At 63.1% G+C, this 18,209-nt stretch carries 19 protein-coding genes; 13 read left to right on the top strand and 6 right to left on the bottom strand.

What is annotated here, in order from left to right:
- Window positions 1–37: 37 nt before the first annotated feature.
- The 12 genes from CIT25_RS11705 (at window position 38) to CIT25_RS11650 (ending at window position 10,996) form a co-directional block, all read left to right on the top strand.
- Window positions 38–805, top strand: a complete 768-nt coding sequence (locus CIT25_RS11705; protein ID WP_095484670.1) for an SDR family NAD(P)-dependent oxidoreductase — start codon at window positions 38–40, stop codon at window positions 803–805.
- On the top strand, window positions 802–1,761 hold the full coding sequence (locus CIT25_RS11700) for a 2-dehydro-3-deoxygalactonokinase (RefSeq protein ID WP_095484669.1): 960 nt from the start codon (window positions 802–804) through the stop codon (window positions 1,759–1,761). The genes CIT25_RS11705 and CIT25_RS11700 overlap by 4 nt, the downstream gene beginning before the upstream one ends.
- Window positions 1,758–2,399, top strand: coding sequence for a 2-dehydro-3-deoxy-6-phosphogalactonate aldolase (locus CIT25_RS11695; protein ID WP_095484668.1), 642 nt, complete (start codon window positions 1,758–1,760; stop codon window positions 2,397–2,399). Before CIT25_RS11700 ends, CIT25_RS11695 begins: the two co-directional genes overlap by 4 nt.
- Complete coding sequence (locus tag CIT25_RS11690; RefSeq protein WP_095484667.1) at window positions 2,396–3,277, top strand: SMP-30/gluconolactonase/LRE family protein; 882 nt, start codon at window positions 2,396–2,398, stop codon at window positions 3,275–3,277. The genes CIT25_RS11695 and CIT25_RS11690 overlap by 4 nt, the downstream gene beginning before the upstream one ends.
- Before the next feature lie 179 nt (window positions 3,278–3,456).
- Complete coding sequence (locus CIT25_RS11685) at window positions 3,457–4,527, top strand: D-alanine--D-alanine ligase family protein (RefSeq protein WP_095484666.1); 1,071 nt, start codon at window positions 3,457–3,459, stop codon at window positions 4,525–4,527.
- Between the two features lie 112 nt (window positions 4,528–4,639).
- Window positions 4,640–5,308: a helix-turn-helix domain-containing protein gene (locus CIT25_RS11680; protein WP_095485092.1), complete on the top strand. Its 669-nt coding sequence runs from the start codon at window positions 4,640–4,642 to the stop codon at window positions 5,306–5,308.
- 29 nt (window positions 5,309–5,337) lie between these two features.
- Window positions 5,338–6,408, top strand: a complete 1,071-nt coding sequence (locus CIT25_RS11675) for an extracellular solute-binding protein (protein ID WP_095484665.1) — start codon at window positions 5,338–5,340, stop codon at window positions 6,406–6,408.
- Between the two features lie 10 nt (window positions 6,409–6,418).
- Window positions 6,419–7,309 (top strand): ABC transporter permease, encoded by an 891-nt coding sequence (locus CIT25_RS11670; RefSeq protein WP_095484664.1) that lies wholly within the window; start codon window positions 6,419–6,421, stop codon window positions 7,307–7,309.
- Window positions 7,309–8,094 (top strand): ABC transporter permease, encoded by a 786-nt coding sequence (locus CIT25_RS11665; RefSeq protein ID WP_095484663.1) that lies wholly within the window; start codon window positions 7,309–7,311, stop codon window positions 8,092–8,094. The genes CIT25_RS11670 and CIT25_RS11665 overlap by 1 nt, the downstream gene beginning before the upstream one ends.
- A gap of 1 nt (window position 8,095) precedes the next feature.
- On the top strand, window positions 8,096–9,205 hold the full coding sequence (locus CIT25_RS11660; protein ID WP_095484662.1) for an ABC transporter ATP-binding protein: 1,110 nt from the start codon (window positions 8,096–8,098) through the stop codon (window positions 9,203–9,205).
- A gap of 24 nt (window positions 9,206–9,229) precedes the next feature.
- Window positions 9,230–10,615, top strand: a complete 1,386-nt coding sequence (locus tag CIT25_RS11655) for an NAD(P)/FAD-dependent oxidoreductase (protein ID WP_095484661.1) — start codon at window positions 9,230–9,232, stop codon at window positions 10,613–10,615.
- A gap of 27 nt (window positions 10,616–10,642) precedes the next feature.
- The gene (locus CIT25_RS11650; protein WP_095484660.1) at window positions 10,643–10,996 is read left to right on the top strand and encodes a cupin domain-containing protein; all 354 of its coding nucleotides are present in this window, start codon (window positions 10,643–10,645) and stop codon (window positions 10,994–10,996) included.
- 17 nt (window positions 10,997–11,013) lie between these two features.
- Here CIT25_RS11650 and CIT25_RS11645 read toward each other — a convergent pair whose 3' ends face one another.
- Genes CIT25_RS11645 through CIT25_RS11635 form a run of 3 tightly spaced genes read right to left on the bottom strand, consistent with a single transcriptional unit; the run spans window position 11,014 to window position 12,630 of the window.
- Window positions 11,014–11,301 carry a DUF1330 domain-containing protein gene (locus tag CIT25_RS11645; protein ID WP_095484659.1) on the bottom strand — a complete coding sequence of 96 codons (288 nt, stop codon included), beginning with the start codon at window positions 11,299–11,301 and terminating at the stop codon, window positions 11,014–11,016.
- 28 nt (window positions 11,302–11,329) lie between these two features.
- Window positions 11,330–12,013 (bottom strand): orotidine-5'-phosphate decarboxylase, encoded by a 684-nt coding sequence (pyrF, locus tag CIT25_RS11640; protein ID WP_095485091.1) that lies wholly within the window; start codon window positions 12,011–12,013, stop codon window positions 11,330–11,332.
- A 20-nt stretch (window positions 12,014–12,033) separates the two neighbouring features.
- Window positions 12,034–12,630 carry an NADPH-dependent FMN reductase gene (locus CIT25_RS11635; RefSeq protein ID WP_095484658.1) on the bottom strand — a complete coding sequence of 199 codons (597 nt, stop codon included), beginning with the start codon at window positions 12,628–12,630 and terminating at the stop codon, window positions 12,034–12,036.
- Between the two features lie 250 nt (window positions 12,631–12,880).
- On the opposite strand from CIT25_RS11635, the gene CIT25_RS11630 reads away from it, so the two are divergent.
- Window positions 12,881–13,693, top strand: a complete 813-nt coding sequence (locus tag CIT25_RS11630; protein ID WP_095484657.1) for a sulfite exporter TauE/SafE family protein — start codon at window positions 12,881–12,883, stop codon at window positions 13,691–13,693.
- Window positions 13,694–13,749: 56 nt separating this feature from the next.
- Here CIT25_RS11630 and pmtA read toward each other — a convergent pair whose 3' ends face one another.
- The 3 genes from pmtA to dnaK all read right to left on the bottom strand — a co-directional run bounded on the left by pmtA (window position 13,750) and on the right by dnaK (window position 17,755).
- Window positions 13,750–14,355 (bottom strand): phospholipid N-methyltransferase PmtA, encoded by a 606-nt coding sequence (gene pmtA / locus CIT25_RS11625; RefSeq protein WP_095484656.1) that lies wholly within the window; start codon window positions 14,353–14,355, stop codon window positions 13,750–13,752.
- 142 nt (window positions 14,356–14,497) lie between these two features.
- A complete protein-coding gene (dnaJ, locus tag CIT25_RS11620; protein ID WP_095484655.1) occupies window positions 14,498–15,628 on the bottom strand; it encodes a molecular chaperone DnaJ in 1,131 nt (376 codons plus the stop codon).
- Window positions 15,629–15,838: 210 nt separating this feature from the next.
- Window positions 15,839–17,755 (bottom strand): molecular chaperone DnaK, encoded by a 1,917-nt coding sequence (gene dnaK / locus CIT25_RS11615; protein ID WP_095484654.1) that lies wholly within the window; start codon window positions 17,753–17,755, stop codon window positions 15,839–15,841.
- Window positions 17,756–18,209 lie beyond the last annotated feature (454 nt).

Raw genomic sequence — 18,209 nt, 5'->3', positions numbered from 1 at the left:
AGGACGCTGCCGCACTTTGACTTTGTGGAGAAAAAAAATGATGCCATCGGCGCGCTTTGCCGACCTTGAAGGCGCTTCGGTGCTGATCACCGGCGGCGGCTCCGGCATCGGCGCGGCGTTGACGGAGGGTTTTGCACGCCAGGGGGCGAAGGTCGCCTTCATCGACATCGCTGACGGCCCGAGCCTGGCGCTGGCCGACCGCATCGAGAAGGATCTCGGCCGGCGACCCCTCTATCTCAACACAGACATACGCGACATCGAGGCGCTGCGGGCTTCTGCCGCCAAGGCGGCAGAAGCGCATGGCGACGTCACCGTGCTGGTCAACAATGCAGCACTTGACGAACGCCACGCGGTGGAAGACGTCACGGTGGAATTCTGGGACAACAATCAGGCGATCAATCTGCGTCCGCATTTCTTCTCCGCCCAAGCGGTGGCGCCGGGCATGAAGCGGGCCGGCGGCGGCTCGATCATCAACTTCACGTCGACGTCGTTTCTCATCAACCACCCCGACATGCCGGCCTATACCGCGGCCAAGGCCGGCATCGTCGGCCTGACCAAGGGCCTTGCCGGCAAGCTCGGCGCCGACGGCATTCGCGTCAATGCGATCGCACCCGGCTGGGTGATCACGGAGCGGCAGAAGGAGCTCTGGGTCACCGAACAGGCGCTCGCCGCCCATGTCGCCAAGCAATGCATCAAGCAGGTGATGCAGCCGGATGACATCGTCGGCACGGTGCTGTTCCTGGCGTCGGACGCTTCGCGGATGCTGACCGCCCAGATGCTGATCGTCGACGGGGGCTTCCTGTGAACCCAGGATCCCCGAGCAAAGCACCCTCTGTCGCCGCCGTGGATTGGGGCACCACCCGTCTCAGGGTCTGGCTGGTCGATGAGGCCGGAAAAATCCTTGCCGAGCGCCGCGGCGACGACGGGCTGATCACTGCGCAAGCCACCGGCTTTTCGACCATCCTCGAAGGACATCTGGCGGCGATGGGCGCGCCGGAAGCGATGCCCGTCATCATCTGCGGCATGGCCGGCTCGCGCCAGGGCTGGCTCGAGGCGCCCTATGTCACCGTGCCGGCGCCGATCGGCGCCATTTTGGCCGGTGCGGCGCGCATTCCGGGCCAGCGCCGCGACATCCGCATCGTGCCGGGCCTTGCCCAGCGCCAGGCCGACGCGCCCGACGTCATGCGCGGCGAGGAAACGCAGCTTGCCGGCGCTGGTTTGCCGACAAAGGGTCGCCATCTCGTCTGCATGCCCGGCACCCATTCGAAATGGGTGCTGGTCGAGGACGGCGCCGTTACCGGTTTCGGCACGTGGCCGACCGGCGAGTTGTTTTCGGTGCTGGCGGCGCATTCGATCCTGCGCCATTCGCTGGGCGAGCAGCCCAAGCCGGTCGCATCAGGCAATGCGTTCTTTCGGCGCTGGTGCGAGCAAGCGCTGGCCGACGGCGGCGATGTCACGTCGAGACTGTTCTCGATCCGCGCGGCGGGCCTGCTGCAGGACCTGAAACCCGACGATGCCGCTGCTTGCCTGTCCGGCCTGCTGATCGGCGGCGAGATCGCTTCTGCCAGCCACCGCTATGGGAAAGGCGCTGCGTCGGTCGTGCTGATTGCTTCCGGCGCGCTCGGCGCGCTCTACACTGAGGCGCTCGGCCTTGCCGGACTTGCGGTTCGGACTGTCGACGCTGACGAGGCAGTGCGTGCCGGCTTGATCGAGGCCGCGCGCGAAAATGGCATGATTGCCGGAAGCGGAGTTGCAGCATGACCGAGACCGCACCGTTTCCGAAGCTCAGACGCGGCGTTGTCGCCATCCTGCGCGGCCTCAAGCCAGGCGAGGCGGTGGCCATTGGCCGGGTGATCTTCGAGGCCGGCATCGAAGCGATCGAAGTGCCGCTCAATTCGCCGGACCCTTTTGCCTCGATCGCGAATATCGTGCAGGCGCTGCCGGCGACGGCGCTGGTCGGTGCAGGAACCGTACTGACATCAGCCGATGTTGACGGATTGCACAAGGCGGGCGGGCGGCTGCTGGTCAGCCCCAACATCGATGCCGAGGTCATGGCCCGCGCGATGGATTACGGCATGGTGACGATGCCCGGCGTGTTCACGCCGACCGAAGCCTTCCAGGCGATCCGGCTCGGCGCCTCGGCGCTGAAATTCTTCCCGGCCAGCGTGCTTGGGGCTGCCGGCATCGCCGCGATGCGCGCGGTTTTGCCGGCAGAGACGCTGGTCGGCGCGGTCGGCGGTGTCTCGGAGAAGGACTTTGCCGGCTACAAGACCGCCGGCGTCAGCGTCTTCGGCTTGGGATCCAGCCTGTTCAAACCTGGCATGAGCGTCGAAGAGGTGGCCGTGCGGGCCCGTGCTGCCACAGTAGCCTGGGATGCGGCGTTTGGAGCAGCAGGATGAGTGAAGCCAAAGTTTCGGTTTTTTCCGACCATGTCTGCCAGCTCGGCGAAGGCCCGAGCTATGATCCAGCCACCGATACGCTCTACTGGTTCGATATCGTCAACGGCCAGCTTCTGGAAAAACGCCTGTCCGGCGGCGCGGTCAAAATCCACGAGCTTGGCCAGATGGCCAGCGCGATAGCCATCATCGACGACAGCAGGCAGTTGATCGCCACCGAAACCGGCCTGCACGTCCGCGACGTGGCGACCGGCAAGATGACGCTGCACACGGCGATCGAGGCCGACAACCCGGTGACGCGCTCGAACGATTCGCGCGTCCACCCCTGCGGCGCCTTCTGGATCGGCACCATGGGCAAGGGCGAGGAAAAGGCCGCCGGCTCGATCTACTGGTTCTCTAGGGGGGAGTTGCGCCGGCTTTATTCGGACATCACCGTGTCGAACTCTATCTGCTTTTCCGAAGATGGGGCGGTCGCCTATTACACCGATACCAGCACCGGACTGCTGATGCGTGTCGGCTGCGATCCGGCAACCGGCCTGCCGTCCGGCGAGCCGAAGATCTTCGTCGATCACCGCAAGGCCAAGGGCTATATCGATGGTTCGGTGCTCGATCGCGACGGTGTCCTATGGAACGCCTGCTGGGGCGGCAGCGTCATCGAAGCCTACGGGCCCGACGGCAAGCTCATCCGGTCGGTCGCGATGCCGGTGACGCAGCCGTCTTGCCCGGCCTTTGTCGGCAGGAATGCCGACCGGCTGGCGGTCACTTCCGCCTGGTCGGGGAAGGATGAGAAACAGCGCCTGCTGGACCCGCAAGCCGGCATGACGTTTCTGCTCGACATTCCGGTCAACGGCCGCTTCGAGCCGCGCGTGCTGATCGCCTAGGCGATGATCCCGAACCTTCGGTTCGGAAAAGAACATGGTCCCAAACGGGAAGATCGCACCAGCACTGTCGTGCAGGCGTCCGGCTAACGTCGGTTTCCGCGAAAGCCTGATACATTCGCCGTGCGATGGTAGGCAATCGCGCTGCCAGGACCCGTTCATCCCCAGGACCCGCTCATCCCATGTCAAGCCGCAAGCCGAAGCTGATCCTTGTCTACGAGCCGGAAAAGGCCTGCTTCGACCGGCTGGTCGTCGAAGGCCATTTGCCGGCGCGTGCCGCCGAAATCGCCTCCTATCTGGCGCAGTCGACTGACATCGCCCCTGAGTTCGATGCACTAGCCGCAGCCTGTCTGACGCGCGGCCTGTCCTTCGCGCCGGTGGCGCTCGACGATGCCGCAGGCGTGCTTGCCGGTGAGGACCCGAAGGCCACGCTGGTGTGGACGCTGACCGATGGCGTCGCCTATTTCCGTGGCTGTGCGGCACCGGCTCTGGCAAGACTGAACGGCCTGAAGGTGCTCGGCGCCGATGATGCGCTGTTTGCGCTCTGCCAGGACAAATTCCGCTCCGGCGCCGTGCTCGGCGCGCTCGGCCTGCCGGTGCCGCGATCCGGCTTGGCCCGCGACGGCCGCTGGCTGGTCGAGCCGCCGGCTTCGCCAGCCGGCTGGTTCGTCAAGCCGAACCGGCTCGGCGCCAAGATCGGCATCTGGCCGGATTCACGCTGTGCCGATCTCGGCCACGCGCTGGAGCTTAGCCGGCGTGTGTTCGCCGCCTATCGCGACGATGTCGTCGTGCAGTCCTACGTCGCCGGGCGCAACGCGCGCGCTAGTTTTCTGGGCCTGAAGCCGAACATCGGCGTCGAGGCGCTCGGCATCGCTTTCGTCGATTCGGGCGGTGATTTCCAGACCATGGAAGATAGCCTGGCGCTCTACGGCGACACTGGCGAGGCTGCCAGGGCGGCGGGGACATACGCCGAGCCGGTGCTGCTGCCGGTCGCCGCCAGCCAGCCGCGAGCCGATGCAAGGATACGCCAAGTCGCGCAAAGGCTGATGATTGGGCTTGGCCTGCGGGACGTCTTTTCGATCGATCTTCGGATCGAGGCCGACGACACGGTCCATCTCATAGAGTTTGAAGTGTGTCCCGGCCTGCCCTGCTTCGATTTCCGCGCCTATTGCCGCTCGCAATGGAACATGAGCCTCGCCGATGCGATGGTCGAGACCGCGGCGAGTCGTTTTAGCCGAGTGGCCGCGTCCTGAGCAGAAATCCTGCGCAAAGCTGCCCCGGGCGACCCGGGATCGTATCGTATCTCGACAAATGGCTTGCGTTCCGGCACTCCACTTAATAGGGTGTTAAGTGAAGGAGCACTCGGTGAAAGTCGACCCTGCGACATCCCCGGACGTGGCGGCGCTGGCAGCGGCAGACGCTGACAAGGCAAAGCATGTCGGTGGGCGGATCAAGGCCATTCGCACGGCCCGACGCATTTCGCTTCGCCAACTGGCCGACATGATCGGCACGACGGCGAGCTTCATCAGCCAGCTCGAGCGCAATCTGAGCGGAGCCAGCGCCAGCACCCTGATGCGGATCGCGGCTGCCTTGGACCTCGGCATCAACGACTTGTTCGAGCAGACCGACGGTGGGTTCCACAAGGTGCTCACCAGAGCCGACCGCCCCCTGCTGCCGATCAGCCACGGTTGTCGAAAGACGTTGCTGTCGCGGCGGCCGATCCATGAATTCGAGGTTTATTCGGGGGATTTCGACGTCGGCGGCTCGACCGGCAACGACGCTTACACGCATGGCGGTAAGCACGAGATGTTCGTCGTCCTGAAGGGGACAGTCGAGCTGACGCTGGCGGACGAGCGCTTCACCATGAACGAGGGCGACAGCATCGAGTACGCAACCTCAACGCCGCATCGCACGGTGAACATCGGCAAGACGCCGGCGCAGGTGCTCTGGATCATCGCGCCCCCGACCAGCGGCGCGGCGGAACTCAATCAATACACGCCCGGACAAGGCTCGCAACCGGGCGGACAGAAGTAATGCGGGTGCACGTAAATGGGAGATAAAACATGAAGACCAAGATCGGACAGGTGACCGCGCTCGGGCTGCTGATGATCGCGACCGCAGCGCTTGCACAGAGCAAGCCCGTGGCAGGCGAGGTGGCCGAGGGCTCGCTGAAGGACAAGACGCTTACCTTCGTCTCGTATGGAGGCATTTATCAGGATGGCCAGATCGCCGCGCTAAAAGAGTTCGTCGACAAGTCCGGTGTGACGCTGCTCAGCGATGGGCCGACCGAAATCTCGAAACTGCAGGCGCAGGTCGAGTCCGGCAATGTGACCTGGGACGTCGTCGACACCGGCGATTTCCCGCCCTACGTCTATTGCGGCAAGCTGTTCCAGAAGCTGGACTTCTCGAAGATCGATACGTCCAACATTCCACAGGGCCAGATCAGTGATTGCAGTGTGCCGGCCATGAACTATGGCGTGGTGCTGATGTACAACACCGAAAAGTACAAGGATAATCCGCCTAGGAGCTGGAAGGATTTCTTCGATATCGAGAAGTTCCCGGGCTCGCGCGCTCTGGAAGGCAGCGGCGATCTGTCCGGCGGCATGATCGAGCAGGCGCTGCTCGCAGCCGGCGGGTCGGTGGAAAACATGACGGTGGCCGACATCGACAAGGCTATCGAGAAGGTGAAGGCGCTCGGTCCGGACACGATCTTCTGGAAGACCGGCGCCGATTCCCAGCAGCTCGCCGAATCCGGTGAAGCCGACATGATCGCGATGTGGACCGGACGTGCCATGACCGCGGTGAAGAACGGCGCGGCGTACACGCCGGCGTGGCAGGACTGGCTGGTTGTGATGGACCAGATGACCATTCCGATGGGCGTCAAGGATCCCGACGCAGCACATGCGCTGATCAACGCCTATGTCGGCAAGAGCGCGCAGGAGACGCTTGCAAAAACCACCTCGTATACCCCGATCCACAAGGACGCGAAGCCCGAAGTGGACGAGGTCACCGCGGCGTTCATGACCAATACGCCGGACAAGCTGAAGCTTGGCTATCAGCAGAACATCAAGTTCTGGGTGGAGAACTTCGAGGTGGCGAACGAAAAGTGGAACGCGTTGATGGCGGGCAACTAGGTCCGCCGCAGTGGCAACGATAACAACCGACAGCCGGAACACTGGTCCGGCTGTCGCAGCAGACGACCGCCGGCGCTGGTTTCGTGGACAGGCTTTCTGGCTCGTCGCGCCGGCGCTGCTGCTGCTCGTCGTCTGCCTGGGCCTGCCGCTCGCCATCATGACCTTGCGTAGCTTTTCCGAGCCGCAATGGGGATGGCAGAACTATGCCTGGTTTTTCGGCACACCGGTCAACCTGACCGTGCTTCAGCGGACCTTCGCGATCTCCGCCTGGGTGACGCTGGTATGTCTCATTGCCGGCTATCCCTATGCCTATGTGATGACTGCGGTCGGGCCCAAGATGCGGCTCGTCCTCATCCTGTGCGTTCTGGTGCCGTTCTGGGTGAGCGGTGTGGTGCGCACTTTGGCATGGGTCATCCTTCTGCAGGATTCCGGCGTGATCAACTCCGTCATACGGGCAGTCGGCCTTAGTCCGGTCAAGCTGATCCGCACGCAGACAGGCGTGGTGATCGGCATGGCGCAGGTGCTGTTGCCGTTCATGATCCTGCCGCTCTATTCGGTAATGAAGACGATTGACCTGCGGCTCATGCAGGCGGCACGAAGCCTCGGCGCAAGCCCGGCGCGCGCCTTTGCCCAGGTCTATCTGCCGCTCTCGCTTCCGGGCGTCTACGCGGGCGCCATCATCGTGTTCATTCTTGCGCTCGGGTTCTACATCACCCCCGCGCTGCTCGGCGGTCCGCGTTCGACCATGCTCTCGACCCTGATCCAGAACCAAGTGCTCAGCCTGCTCAACTGGGGTCGCGGCGGTGCGATGGGTGTGGTGTTGTTGATCGCGACCTTCGTCTTGCTCGCGCTTGCAGCACCGCTGTCGCGCCAACCGCACAAGACGGGCTCGACACGCTGATGAAACAGCCCGGTCGAATCCTGCTCGGTCTGTTCTGCCTGCTGGTCGCGGTCTGGCTGGTCGCACCGACAATCGTCGTCGTGCCGATGTCGTTCAACGACAAGAAGTCGCTGGCCTTTCCGCCATCCGGCTTTTCCTGGCAGTGGTACCAGAACTTCTTCACCAACCCCGAATGGTCGGCGAGCCTGGTCGGCTCGCTCAAGGTTGCCGTCGTCACTGCGGTGTTCGCCACTGTCATCGGCACGCTGGCGGCATTCGGCCTCGATCGCATGAAAAGCCGCGTCAGCGGCGTGCTGCGTGCACTGCTGATCACGCCGATGGTCGTGCCGGGGGTGGTGCTCGCCGTCGGAATCTATGCGGTCTATCTCGATACGCGGCTGGTCGGCACCATGACCGGCTTCGTGCTGGCCCACACGATGCTCGCCGTCCCTTTCGTCATCATCGCCGTCTCCGCCAGCTTGGAAGTCTTCGACAAACGGCTGGAGACGGCTGCGGCCAGCCTCGGCGCAACCCGGCTGACGGCGTTCAGGACGGTGACCTTGCCGCTGATCGCGCCGGGCATCCTGTCGGGCTTGCTGTTTGCCTTCGTAACCTCATTCGACGAGATCATCGTCGCGCTGTTCATCACCAGCCCTTACCTGAAGACACTGCCGGTCCAGATCTTCTCCAGCATCACCCGGGACGCCGATCCCACGGTAGCGGCGGTGGGCACGCTGCTCTTCATCGTGACGTCGCTGGTTATCGGGGCGGGGCTGCTGATCGGTTCGAGACAGGGAAAACGTTGACATGGCCTCACCATCGACCCGCGGCGCAGCCATCGATCTCAAATCCGTCAGCAAACAGTATGGCAGCTTCATTGCTCTCGATAAGGTTTCGCTGCGCATCGAGCCGGGGGAGTTCATGACGCTGCTCGGACCCAGCGGTTCGGGCAAGACGACCACGCTCAACGTCATCGCCGGCTTCACCGAGGTCAGCTCGGGTTCGCTTGATGTCGGCGGCAAGAGCGTCATCGGCGTACCGGCGCACAAACGCAACATCGGCGTGGTCTTCCAGCACTATGCGTTGTTTCCGCACATGAGGGTGAGCAGGAACGTCGCATACCCACTGACCTTGCGCGGCATCGCCAATCCCGATCGCGAGGCGCGGGTGCGCAAGGCGCTGGACATGGTGAAGATGGCGGATTTCGGCCACCGCTTCCCCAGCGAGCTTTCCGGCGGGCAGCAGCAGCGCGTCGCGCTGGCGCGCGCCATCGTATTCGACCCGCCGCTGCTCCTGATGGACGAGCCGCTCGGCGCGCTCGACAAGAAGTTGCGTGAATGGCTGCAGCTCGAGATCAAACGGATCCACCGGGAGTTGGGCACCACCTTCGTTTACGTCACGCACGACCAAGAGGAGGCCCTGGTCCTCTCGGACCGCATCGCCGTGTTCAACCAAGGACGCATCGAGCAGATCGGCACCGGTCGCCAGCTGTACGACGAGCCCGAGACCTTGTTCGTCGGAAAGTTCGTCGGCGACTCGACGATACTGCGTGGCGCGGCCTCCACCTCCGGGAACGAGACCGCCATCGAGATAGAAGGGCGGAAAGTGGCCGCCGCCAAACGCCTTCCCGATGGCGCCAAGCCGGTGATGCTGCTGCGGCCGGAGAAGCTGAGCCTCGCCAGACGGGGCAAGGGCGGACAGGATCGAAACACCCTGCCCGGGCGCATCGGCGAAGCCATCTATCTCGGATCGGGCTCCAAATACGAAGTCGTGCTGGCGGACACCTCCAAGGCGATCGTGCGCTCGACGCTGGATGCCGAGACCTTCGCCATCGGCGACGAGGTCGACCTCATATTCGCGGGCAGCGACGTGAAGCTGTTAGCGGACGACGAAAAGGCCGATTTCACGCTTACCTGAATCCTACCTGGGAAAATCGCGACAATGGACGTGAAGAAGAACGGCGACGTTTCATTCTGGTATGCAGACATCGGCGGCGTGCCCGGCTACCGGCCGCCGCTGCAGGGCGATATCGTGGCCGACGTTTGCATCGTCGGGGCCGGCTACACCGGCCTTTGGACCGCCTATTACCTGAAGCAGGCAGCGCCGCACCTCAACATCGTCATCGTCGAGAAGGAGTTCGCCGGCTTCGGTGCTTCGGGACGCAATGGCGGCTGGCTGTCCGGCGGCTTCTCATGGTCGCGCGAAAAGTATGAGGAGGCATCGTCGCGCTCCGGGGTCATCGCCATGCAGGCGGCGATGATGGGCACGGTGAACGAGGTCATATCGGTCGCGGAGACCGAAGGCATCGACGCCGATATTCGCCGTACCGACGAACTGCTTGTCGCAACCAACGAGGCGCAGGAGCAGCGCGCCAAGGCGATGTATGCCCATGCCAGGTCCTGGGAGCTGACCGACGACCGCGTCGGGTACATCGATGCCGCGGAGATGCGCCGTCGCATAGCGGTGCACAATGCGCGCGGCGCCTTCGTCATCAAGAAAGTTGCGCGGGTTCAGCCCGCAAAGCTGGTGCAGGGGCTCGCCAGGGCAGTGGAGCGCCTCGGTGTCCAGATCTGTGAACAGACGACCGTGCTGTCGATCGAGAAGGGCAAGGTCGTAACCAATCGGGGCGTGGTGCGCGCCGAAAAGATCGTGCGGGCGACCGAGGGCTTTACCGCCGGAATTGCCGGCCACGAGAGACTTTGGTTGGCGCTCAACAGTGCCATCGTGGTGACCGAGCCGTTGTCCGAAAAACTGTGGAGTGAAATCGGCTGGGATGGCTACGAGGTGCTCGGCGACGCTGCGCACACCTACTGCTACGCGCAACGCACCCGGGAAGGGCGCATTGCCATGGGAGGGCGCGGGGTGCCTTATCGTTTCGGCTCCAAGACCGACGTTCGAGGCGTCACCCAGCAGGCGACGATCGATAAGCTGCACAAGATCCTGACGACGCTTTTGCCGCAGACCAAGGGGCTAAAGCTCGACCATGCGTGGTGTGGAACGCTGGGCGTGCCGCGCGACTGGTGCACGACGGTGGGCTTTGACAAGCAGACCGGAATAGGCTGGGCCGGTGGCTATGTCGGCCTCGGCGTTTCCACCTCGAACCTCTCGGGACGCACATTGAGGGATCTGCTGCTGGGCAACGACACCGAGCTGACGCGGCTTCCCTGGGTCAATCGAACCGTGCGCAAATGGGAACCGGAGCCGCTGCGCTGGCTGGGCGTCCATTCCATGTATCAGCTCTATCGGATTGCCGACGAGCGGGAAGCAAAGGGGCTGCCGCGCACATCGCGGCTGGCCGCCCTGGCCGATCGCATCACCGGGCACTGAACCGCATTACCTCGAGGACTTAAGAAAATGATCGACTTCAAGACCTTCGCCCACCTTGCGCATATCGACCTCGGTGAGCCTCAGCCGAAACCCACCTCGGTGGAAGGCGATCAGCTGGAAGCAGCCAACACCCTGTGGGCTTCGGATGATGGCAAGATCGAAGTCGGTGTCTGGGAATGTTCGCAGGGCCGGTTCACTGCGCGCCGAGACACGAATTCCGAGATCTGCCACATCGTCTCCGGCCGCGTGACGCTGCACGGTCCCGATGGCGCGGCCAGGAATGTCGGGCCCGGCGAACTGCTTGTCCTGCCGCTTGGCTGGGAGGGCGAATGGACCATCCACGAGAAGACGCGCAAGCTTTACATCCTGCATTCGGTCTGACCGCCGCAGGCGCTGAACTAAACCCCTTCGACCAGCACGATCTCGCCGTCGGCCACTTTCTGGCGGATCGCCACGGCGCGCTGATACTCCGGCGAGTGGTAGCAATCGTGCGCCGCAGCCAATGACGGAAACTCGATGATCACGTTGCGGTCGCGGCCCGGCCCCTCGGCCTTTTCGTGCGCGCCACCACGCGCCAGGAATTTCACATCGAAACGGTCGAAGGCCAGTTTGGCGGCAGCAACATAGTCCTTGTAGCCTTCCGCATCGCGCACATCGACGCGGGCGATCCAGTATCCCTTGGGCATGCTTTTTCTCCAGTTTCGGAATTGATCCTTAGGCCGAGCGCATTTCGTCAAGTATCGCTTCCGCGACTGCCCGCCTGTCGGCGGCGCCGACGATCGGCCGGCCGACGACGAGATGGCTGGAGCCGTTGCGGATCGCCTGCGCCGGCGTGACGACGCGTTTCTGGTCGCCATGGTCGCTGCCCTTGGGCCGTATTCCCGGCGTGACGACGGCCAGGTTGGGCCCGACGATCCGGCGCACCGCTTCCGCTTCCTCGGCCGAGCAGACGATGCCGCCCATGCCGGCATGCAGCGCCTGCTCGGAGCGCCTCAGCACCAGCGTATGCGGGTCATATTCATAGCCGGCGTCGATCACGTCCTGCTCGTCCATCGAGGTCAACACGGTGACGCCAAGCAGGCAGAGATCGCTGCCCCTGGCGGCCTCGACCGCTGCCTTCATCGTCTTCGGATAGGCGTGCAGCGTCAGCATGGTCATGCCCATCCTGGCAATGGCCTCGACACCCTTGGCCACTGTGTTGTCGATGTCGAGCAGCTTCATGTCGAGGAAGATTCTGGTGCCGCCGCTGGCGAGCTCGCGGGCGAAGTCGAGCCCGCCGGCGAAAGCGAGCTGATAGCCAATCTTGTAAAAGGAGACGACCCCGTCGAGCTCGCGCACCGCCTTCTCGGCTTCCTTCAGCGTCGGCACGTCGAGGCCGACGATCAGCCTGTCTTGCATGGTGCTGGCGCGCTCCTGGATCAAGCCTCGATCCGCGTGGACAGCAGGCGCGAGGTTTCGATCAGCGTGCGGCATAGGTGCTCCATCGATCTGTTCAGTCTCTCGTCCCTGAAATTTCCGTCGTCGTCGAAGGCGTTGCCGCCCTCCGGCACGGAACACTCCGGCGTTACCACCTCCATCTGGCAGCGCACCAGCACGGCGCGCAGATGGTTGATGCAGCGTACCCCGGCGAAGTGTCCTTTGGAAGACGAACAAAGGCCGGCGGGCTTGCCGGTGAACGGCCTGAACGACCGCCCGCCATCCGTGCGCACCCGGCTCACCCAGTCGATAGTGTTCTTGAGCAGCGGCGGGATGGAGCCGTTATATTCGGGCGTCGCGATCAGCAGCCCGTCATGGGCAGCGATCTGCCTGGCAAGCTTGAAGACGTTTTCGGGAACGCCTTTCTCCTTTTCCAGATCCTCGTCCAGGATCGGCAGCGGATAGTCGGCAAGCGAGATCCGGGTCACCTCGGCGCCCTGCATGGCGAGTTCCTTCTGCGCCACGTCGGCGGTCCTGCCGCTGTAGGCGCCAGCGCGAATCGAGCCCGCGAAGACGAGAATTTTCGGGATCACTGCCATTGGCCACCTTTGTCCCCGGACAGGTACAGCCAAGGATCGCTCAGATCAACGCATCGGCCCAAAAATCGAAAATCGATTTCTGGAAAGCACGATGCTTGGATTCAAGGTGTTGTGCGTCCAAGAGGACGCACCTCGCTCAAGGGATCAAACCTCGCTCACTCTGAGCGACCGAGTTCGACGCGGAGCGGACGCTTAATGACGGGCCAAGGATCGCCTGTTCCAGGCGTCGTTTCCGTGTAGATATAGCGCTATGACTCAAGGATTGACCTCGACAAATCCTCCGCAAAAACTTCCGCTTGCATTCGGCGGTGGCGCAATCATTGGCGCTCTCGGCGGCCTGATCGGCCTCGGCGGTGCTGAATTTCGTTTGCCGCTGCTGATCGGGGTCTTCCGCTTCACCGCGCTGGAAGCCGTCATCCTCAACAAGGCCATGAGCTTGGTGGTCGTCGCCACGGCGCTACCCTTTCGCATGGGCACGGTGCCTTTTGGCCAGATTGCGGCGCATTGGCCGATCATCGTGAATTTGCTTGCCGGAAGCCTTCTCGGCGCATGGTTCGGAGCGGGATGGGCAACGCGCCTGAAATCGGAAACGCTCTACAGGGTGATCGCAGCGCTGCTCATCGTCATCGCGGCTGTGCTTGTGTTCGGACATGATGCCAGTGTGGGGCGAGCACTGTTGACGGGTACGGCCCAAATGGCGGTGGGTGCTGTCGCAGGGTTCGCAATAGGCGTCGTCGCGTCGTTTCTCGGCGTTGCCGGCGGCGAACTCCTGATACCCACGCTGGTTCTGCTCTTCGGTGCGGACATCAAGCTTGCTGGAAGCCTGTCGCTCGCCGTGAGCCTTCCGACGGTGCTGGTCGGCTTCTCACGCTACAGCCGCGATCAGAGCTTCGCCACCATCGGACGAAATCGGTCGCTCTTGCTTGTAATGGCAGCTGGATCAATCATGGGGACCTTGATCGGCGGTTTTCTGCTCGGCATCGTTCCTAGCGCCCTGCTATTGCCAGCGCTAGCCGCGATCCTCGTAATCTCCGCGTGGAAAGTCTGGCACCAGGCGAGGTAGAGATGTCCGCTTCCACCCATTTTAGGCCATTTGCGGCGGCTGGCTAAGTTTCGACCCTAGTGTGCCGCGCGCCGGTAGATCCACAGCTGCGTTGGCGGGATGTTGCGGATGACGAAATGGAAATGCTCAACCGTGTAGTCGCCGCGGCCAGGCGGGATCGGCGACATTGGGCCGTAGGTCAGCTGCACGATCGGACGGCCTGTCGGGATGCGGTCGAGAAGGCTTTCGACATAGGCGATGCGCTGGGCGACCGGGAAATTGAGCAGTGGGACGCCGGAGACGACCGAATCGAAGGTCAGGCCGCTCTTGTCGCCAAGCGTCGCATCGAGATTGAAGGCGTCGCCCTCGATAACGTTGACGCCGGGATAGAGCCGGCGCAGATGGCGCACGAAATCGGGGGAATATTCGACCGCATAGAGATTTTCAGGCTTTACGCCCTGGGCGAGGATGGCTCTGGTGATGACGCCGGTGCCGGGTCCGACTTCGAGCACCGGCAGGCCCGACTTCGGGTTGACGACGGATGCCATCTTGCGGGCCGTGATGGAACTGGTCGGCACGATCGAACCGACTGCCTTCGGCTTGTCGATCCAGCCCTTGAAGAACTTCAGTTCGTCGTCGAACTTTTCCGCCAGCGCTTTTCGCAGTCCGGGACCATGTGCCATGCAAGTTCTCCTGAACGCTTCCCCGAGAGGCTACTTAGCAGCTACGGGGTTCTAGGCAAGGCGGATGCCGGTATAAGATGTTGATGACGCTAGGGAAGCTTCGCCTTAATTGCACTCTACACCCGATTGACGAGAATAGGCATCAGCGCTCGCTGAAGGTTTCGAAAAAGTCCTTCATGCGGGCAAAAAAGCCGCTCGACTGGGGCGAATTGTCCTTCGAGGAAAGCTGCTCGAATTCCTCCAGCAACTCGCGCTGGCGGCGGGAAAGGTTCTGCGGCGTCTCAACCGCGGTCTGAATATAGAGATCGCCGACATTGTGCTGGCGTAGCACCGGCATGCCCTTGCCCTTGAGGCGGAACTGACGGCCGTTCTGGGTGCCTTCCGGCACCTTCACTTTCGTCTGGGTGCCGTCCAGCGTCGCCACCTCAAAGGAGCCGCCAAGGGCGGCCGTCGTCATCGAGATCGGCACCTTGCAATAGAGATCGGCGCCGTCGCGCTGGAAGAATTCGTGCGGCTTGACCGCAAGGAAAATGTAGAGATCGCCCGACGGGCCGCCGCGCAGGCCGGCCTCGCCCTCATTGGCGAGGCGGATGCGGGTGCCGTCCTCGATGCCGGCCGGGATGTTGACCGACAGCGACCGCTCCTCGGTGACGCGACCCTGACCAGCACATTTCGGGCACGGCTCCTTGATGGTCTGGCCACGCCCTTGGCATTGCGGGCAGGTGCGCTCGATCGAGAAGAAGCCTTGCGTGGCGCGCACCTTGCCGTGGCCGTTGCACATCGAGCAGGTGACGGGCTGGGTGCCGGGCTTGGCGCCGGTGCCGGAGCATTCCGTGCAGGAGATCGACGCTGGCACGTGAATCTGCGCTGTCTTGCCGGCGAATGCCTCCTCCAGCGTGATTTCCATATTGTAGCGCAGGTCGGCGCCGCGCTCGCGGCCGCCTGAGGAGCGGCGCTGGCGCCCGCCCATCATGTCGCCGAAAATATCCTCGAAGATGTCGGCGAAGCCGCCGGCGCCGAAGCCTTGCGCGCCGCCATTCATGCCGCCCTGCTCGAAGGCGGCGTGGCCGAAACGATCGTAGGCCGCGCGCTTCTGCGGGTCCTTCAGCGTCTCGTAGGCCTCGTTGATTTCCTTGAACTTGTGCTCGCAGGAATGGTCGCCGGGATTGCGATCGGGATGGAACTGCATGGCGAGCTTGCGGAAAGCGCTCTTGAGCTCCTTCTCGTCTGCCCCCTTTTGCACGCCCAGCGTTTCGTAGAAATCAGCTTTCATCTTTTCCTGCAGTCCGGATATTCAACGTCTTGAAGCCTTGTTGCGTCGTTTGCCGGCACGCTGTTCCGATTTAGGTGCGATGGGGCCGGGATGCCAGTGTCGACGCGGACTTGCCCGCATTTTTTCGATCAAGCCCGTATTTTTTCGGTCAGAGTTGCAAAAAAGCCCGGCTTTGCGCCGGGCTTTCCGCTTTATCTGCCGTCAGGCGGCTCAGGCCGACTTCTTCTTGTCGTCGTCCTCGTCGATTTCCTCGAAATCGGCATCGACCACGTCGCTGTCCTTGGCGGCGTCCGCCTTGGCGTCGGCTTCCGCGGCTTCCTTCTGCGAAGCCTCGTACATGGCCTGGCCGAGCTTCATCGAGGTTTCGGCGAGCGCCTGGGTCTTGGCTTCGATCTCGGCCGCGTCGTCGCCTTCGGCGGCGGTCTTCAGCGCCGCGATCGCATCGGCGATCGCCGTGCGGTCGGCCTCGGAAACCTTCTCGCCATATTCTTTCAGCGACTTCTCCGAGGAATGCACCAGCGCCTCGGCCTGGTTGCGGGCCTCGACCAGCGCGCGCCGCTTCTTGTCGGCCTCGGCATTGGCTTCGGCGTTCTTCACCATCTTCTCGATGTCGGCGTCCGAAAGGCCGCCAGACGCCTGGATGCGGATCTGGTGCTCCTTGCCGGTGCCCTTGTCTTTGGCCGAGACGTTGACGATGCCGTTGGCGTCGATGTCGAAAGTGACCTCGATCTGCGGCACGCCGCGCGGCGCCGGCGGAATGCCGACCAGGTCGAACTGGCCGAGCGCCTTGTTGTCGGCGGCCATTTCACGCTCGCCCTGGAAGACGCGGATGGTCACGGCCGACTGTGAATCCTCGGCCGTCGAGAACACCTGGCTCTTCTTGGTCGGGATCGTCGTGTTGCGCTCGATCAGCCGTGTGAACACGCCACCCAGCGTCTCGATGCCGAGCGACAGCGGCGTCACGTCGAGCAACAGCACGTCCTTGACGTCCCCCTGCAGCACGCCAGCCTGGATGGCGGCGCCCAATGCGACGACCTCATCCGGATTGACGCCCTTGTGCGGCTCCTTGCCGAAGAACTGCTTCACGATCTCCTGGATCTTGGGCATGCGGGTCATGCCGCCAACCAGGACGACCTCGTCGATTTCGCCAGCTTTCAGGCTGGCATCCTTGAGCGCCGCCTTGCAGGGCTCGATCGTGCGCTGGACGAGATCCTCGACCAGGCTCTCGAACTTCGCCCGCGTCAGCTTCAGCGTCAGGTGCTTGGGGCCGCTGGCATCGGCGGTGATGAAGGGCAGGTTGATCTCGGTCTGTGTGGTGGACGACAGCTCGATCTTGGCCTTTTCGGCCGCTTCCTTGAGGCGCTGAAGGGCGAGCTTGTCGTTGCGCAGGTCGATGCCCTGTTCCTTCTTGAACTCGGCAGCCAGATACTCGACCAGACGCATGTCGAAATCTTCGCCGCCGAGGAAGGTGTCGCCATTGGTCGACTTCACCTCGAAGACGCCGTCGCCGATTTCGAGCACCGAAATGTCGAACGTGCCGCCGCCAAGGTCATAGACGGCAATGGTCTTGCCTTCCTTCTTGTCGAGGCCGTAGGCAAGTGCGGCCGCGGTCGGCTCGTTGATGATGCGCAGCACTTCAAGGCCGGCGATCTTGCCGGCGTCCTTGGTGGCCTGGCGCTGGGCGTCGTTGAAATAGGCCGGAACGGTGATGACCGCCTTCTCGACCTTCTCGCCGAGATAGGCTTCCGCCGTTTCCTTCATCTTCTGCAGGATCATTGCCGAGATCTGGCTGGGCGACTGCTTCTTGCCGCCGGCCTCGACCCAGGCGTCGCCATTGTCACCCTTGACGATCTTGTAGGGGACGAGCTTCTTGTCCTTGTCAGTCACCGGGTCGTCATACCGGCGGCCGATCAGGCGTTTGACCGCGAAGATGGTGTTTTCAGGATTGGTGACCGCCTGGCGCTTGGCCGGTTGGCCGACGAGGCGCTCGCCATCGCTGTTGATGGCGACGATGGAAGGGGTCGTGCGCGCGCCTTCCGCATTCTCGATGACCTTCGACTCCTTGCCATCCATGATGGCGATGCAGGAGTTGGTGGTCCCCAGATCGATACCGATTACTTTTGCCATTTTTCTAGTCTCTCCGCTAAGCAGGCTCTCAGGACCCGTACAGGCGTTCCGACGAAAGCCCCTGTTCACAAGAAATTCCGCTTCGGCAACCGGCATTCCGGCGTCGAACGGCTTGGCGCGTATATAAGAACAGGCTGCGCGGCGCGCAAGCATTCTGCGCAAGGCCGTCCAACATCCTTTGCTCGGGCCGAGCCGGGTGTTCTCCGGCCATGGCACGGTGAGCCCAGGCCGTCCAGCGCTTCCCATGAACCTTTCCGCGTCTGTTCGCGACTGACACCTAGGTGCTGCATGGTGCGGCCCCGGAAAGGAAAGTGCCATGACTGGAAATCCAAAGGCTCCGCGGTCTCCGGGAACTCAGCGCGACCACCGCTTTCGGGATGGGGGCGATCCGCTGGGCTTTCCGCTGATTCCGTTGACCCTGCGTAAGAGCCGGCGTATCGTGACTGCGAGGAAA

Source organism: Mesorhizobium mediterraneum (genome assembly GCF_002284565.1).
GTDB classification, from domain to species: Bacteria; Pseudomonadota; Alphaproteobacteria; order Rhizobiales; family Rhizobiaceae; genus Mesorhizobium; species Mesorhizobium mediterraneum.
Note: the sequence above shows the minus strand (reverse complement) of the source record. Positions and strands in the feature narration are given on the sequence as shown.

Bases quoted from the DNA above. Each gene is read 5' to 3' on its own strand.
- CIT25_RS11665 (WP_095484663.1), top strand. From the start codon at position 7,309: ATGAAACAGCCCGGTCGAATCCTGCTCGGTCTGTTCTGCCTGCTGGTC.
- CIT25_RS11690 (WP_095484667.1), top strand. From the start codon at position 2,396: ATGAGTGAAGCCAAAGTTTCGGTTTTTTCCGACCATGTCTGCCAGCTC.
- pyrF (WP_095485091.1), bottom strand. From the start codon at position 12,013: ATGCAAGACAGGCTGATCGTCGGCCTCGACGTGCCGACGCTGAAGGAA.
- CIT25_RS11630 (WP_095484657.1), top strand. From the start codon at position 12,881: ATGACTCAAGGATTGACCTCGACAAATCCTCCGCAAAAACTTCCGCTT.
- CIT25_RS11645 (WP_095484659.1), bottom strand. From the start codon at position 11,301: ATGCCCAAGGGATACTGGATCGCCCGCGTCGATGTGCGCGATGCGGAA.
- CIT25_RS11655 (WP_095484661.1), top strand. From the start codon at position 9,230: ATGGACGTGAAGAAGAACGGCGACGTTTCATTCTGGTATGCAGACATC.
- CIT25_RS11675 (WP_095484665.1), top strand. From the start codon at position 5,338: ATGAAGACCAAGATCGGACAGGTGACCGCGCTCGGGCTGCTGATGATC.
- CIT25_RS11695 (WP_095484668.1), top strand. From the start codon at position 1,758: ATGACCGAGACCGCACCGTTTCCGAAGCTCAGACGCGGCGTTGTCGCC.
- CIT25_RS11705 (WP_095484670.1), top strand. From the start codon at position 38: ATGATGCCATCGGCGCGCTTTGCCGACCTTGAAGGCGCTTCGGTGCTG.
- dnaK (WP_095484654.1), bottom strand. From the start codon at position 17,755: ATGGCAAAAGTAATCGGTATCGATCTGGGGACCACCAACTCCTGCATC.
- pmtA (WP_095484656.1), bottom strand. From the start codon at position 14,355: ATGGCACATGGTCCCGGACTGCGAAAAGCGCTGGCGGAAAAGTTCGAC.
- CIT25_RS11650 (WP_095484660.1), top strand. From the start codon at position 10,643: ATGATCGACTTCAAGACCTTCGCCCACCTTGCGCATATCGACCTCGGT.
- CIT25_RS11685 (WP_095484666.1), top strand. From the start codon at position 3,457: ATGTCAAGCCGCAAGCCGAAGCTGATCCTTGTCTACGAGCCGGAAAAG.
- CIT25_RS11660 (WP_095484662.1), top strand. From the start codon at position 8,096: ATGGCCTCACCATCGACCCGCGGCGCAGCCATCGATCTCAAATCCGTC.
- dnaJ (WP_095484655.1), bottom strand. From the start codon at position 15,628: ATGAAAGCTGATTTCTACGAAACGCTGGGCGTGCAAAAGGGGGCAGAC.
- CIT25_RS11635 (WP_095484658.1), bottom strand. From the start codon at position 12,630: ATGGCAGTGATCCCGAAAATTCTCGTCTTCGCGGGCTCGATTCGCGCT.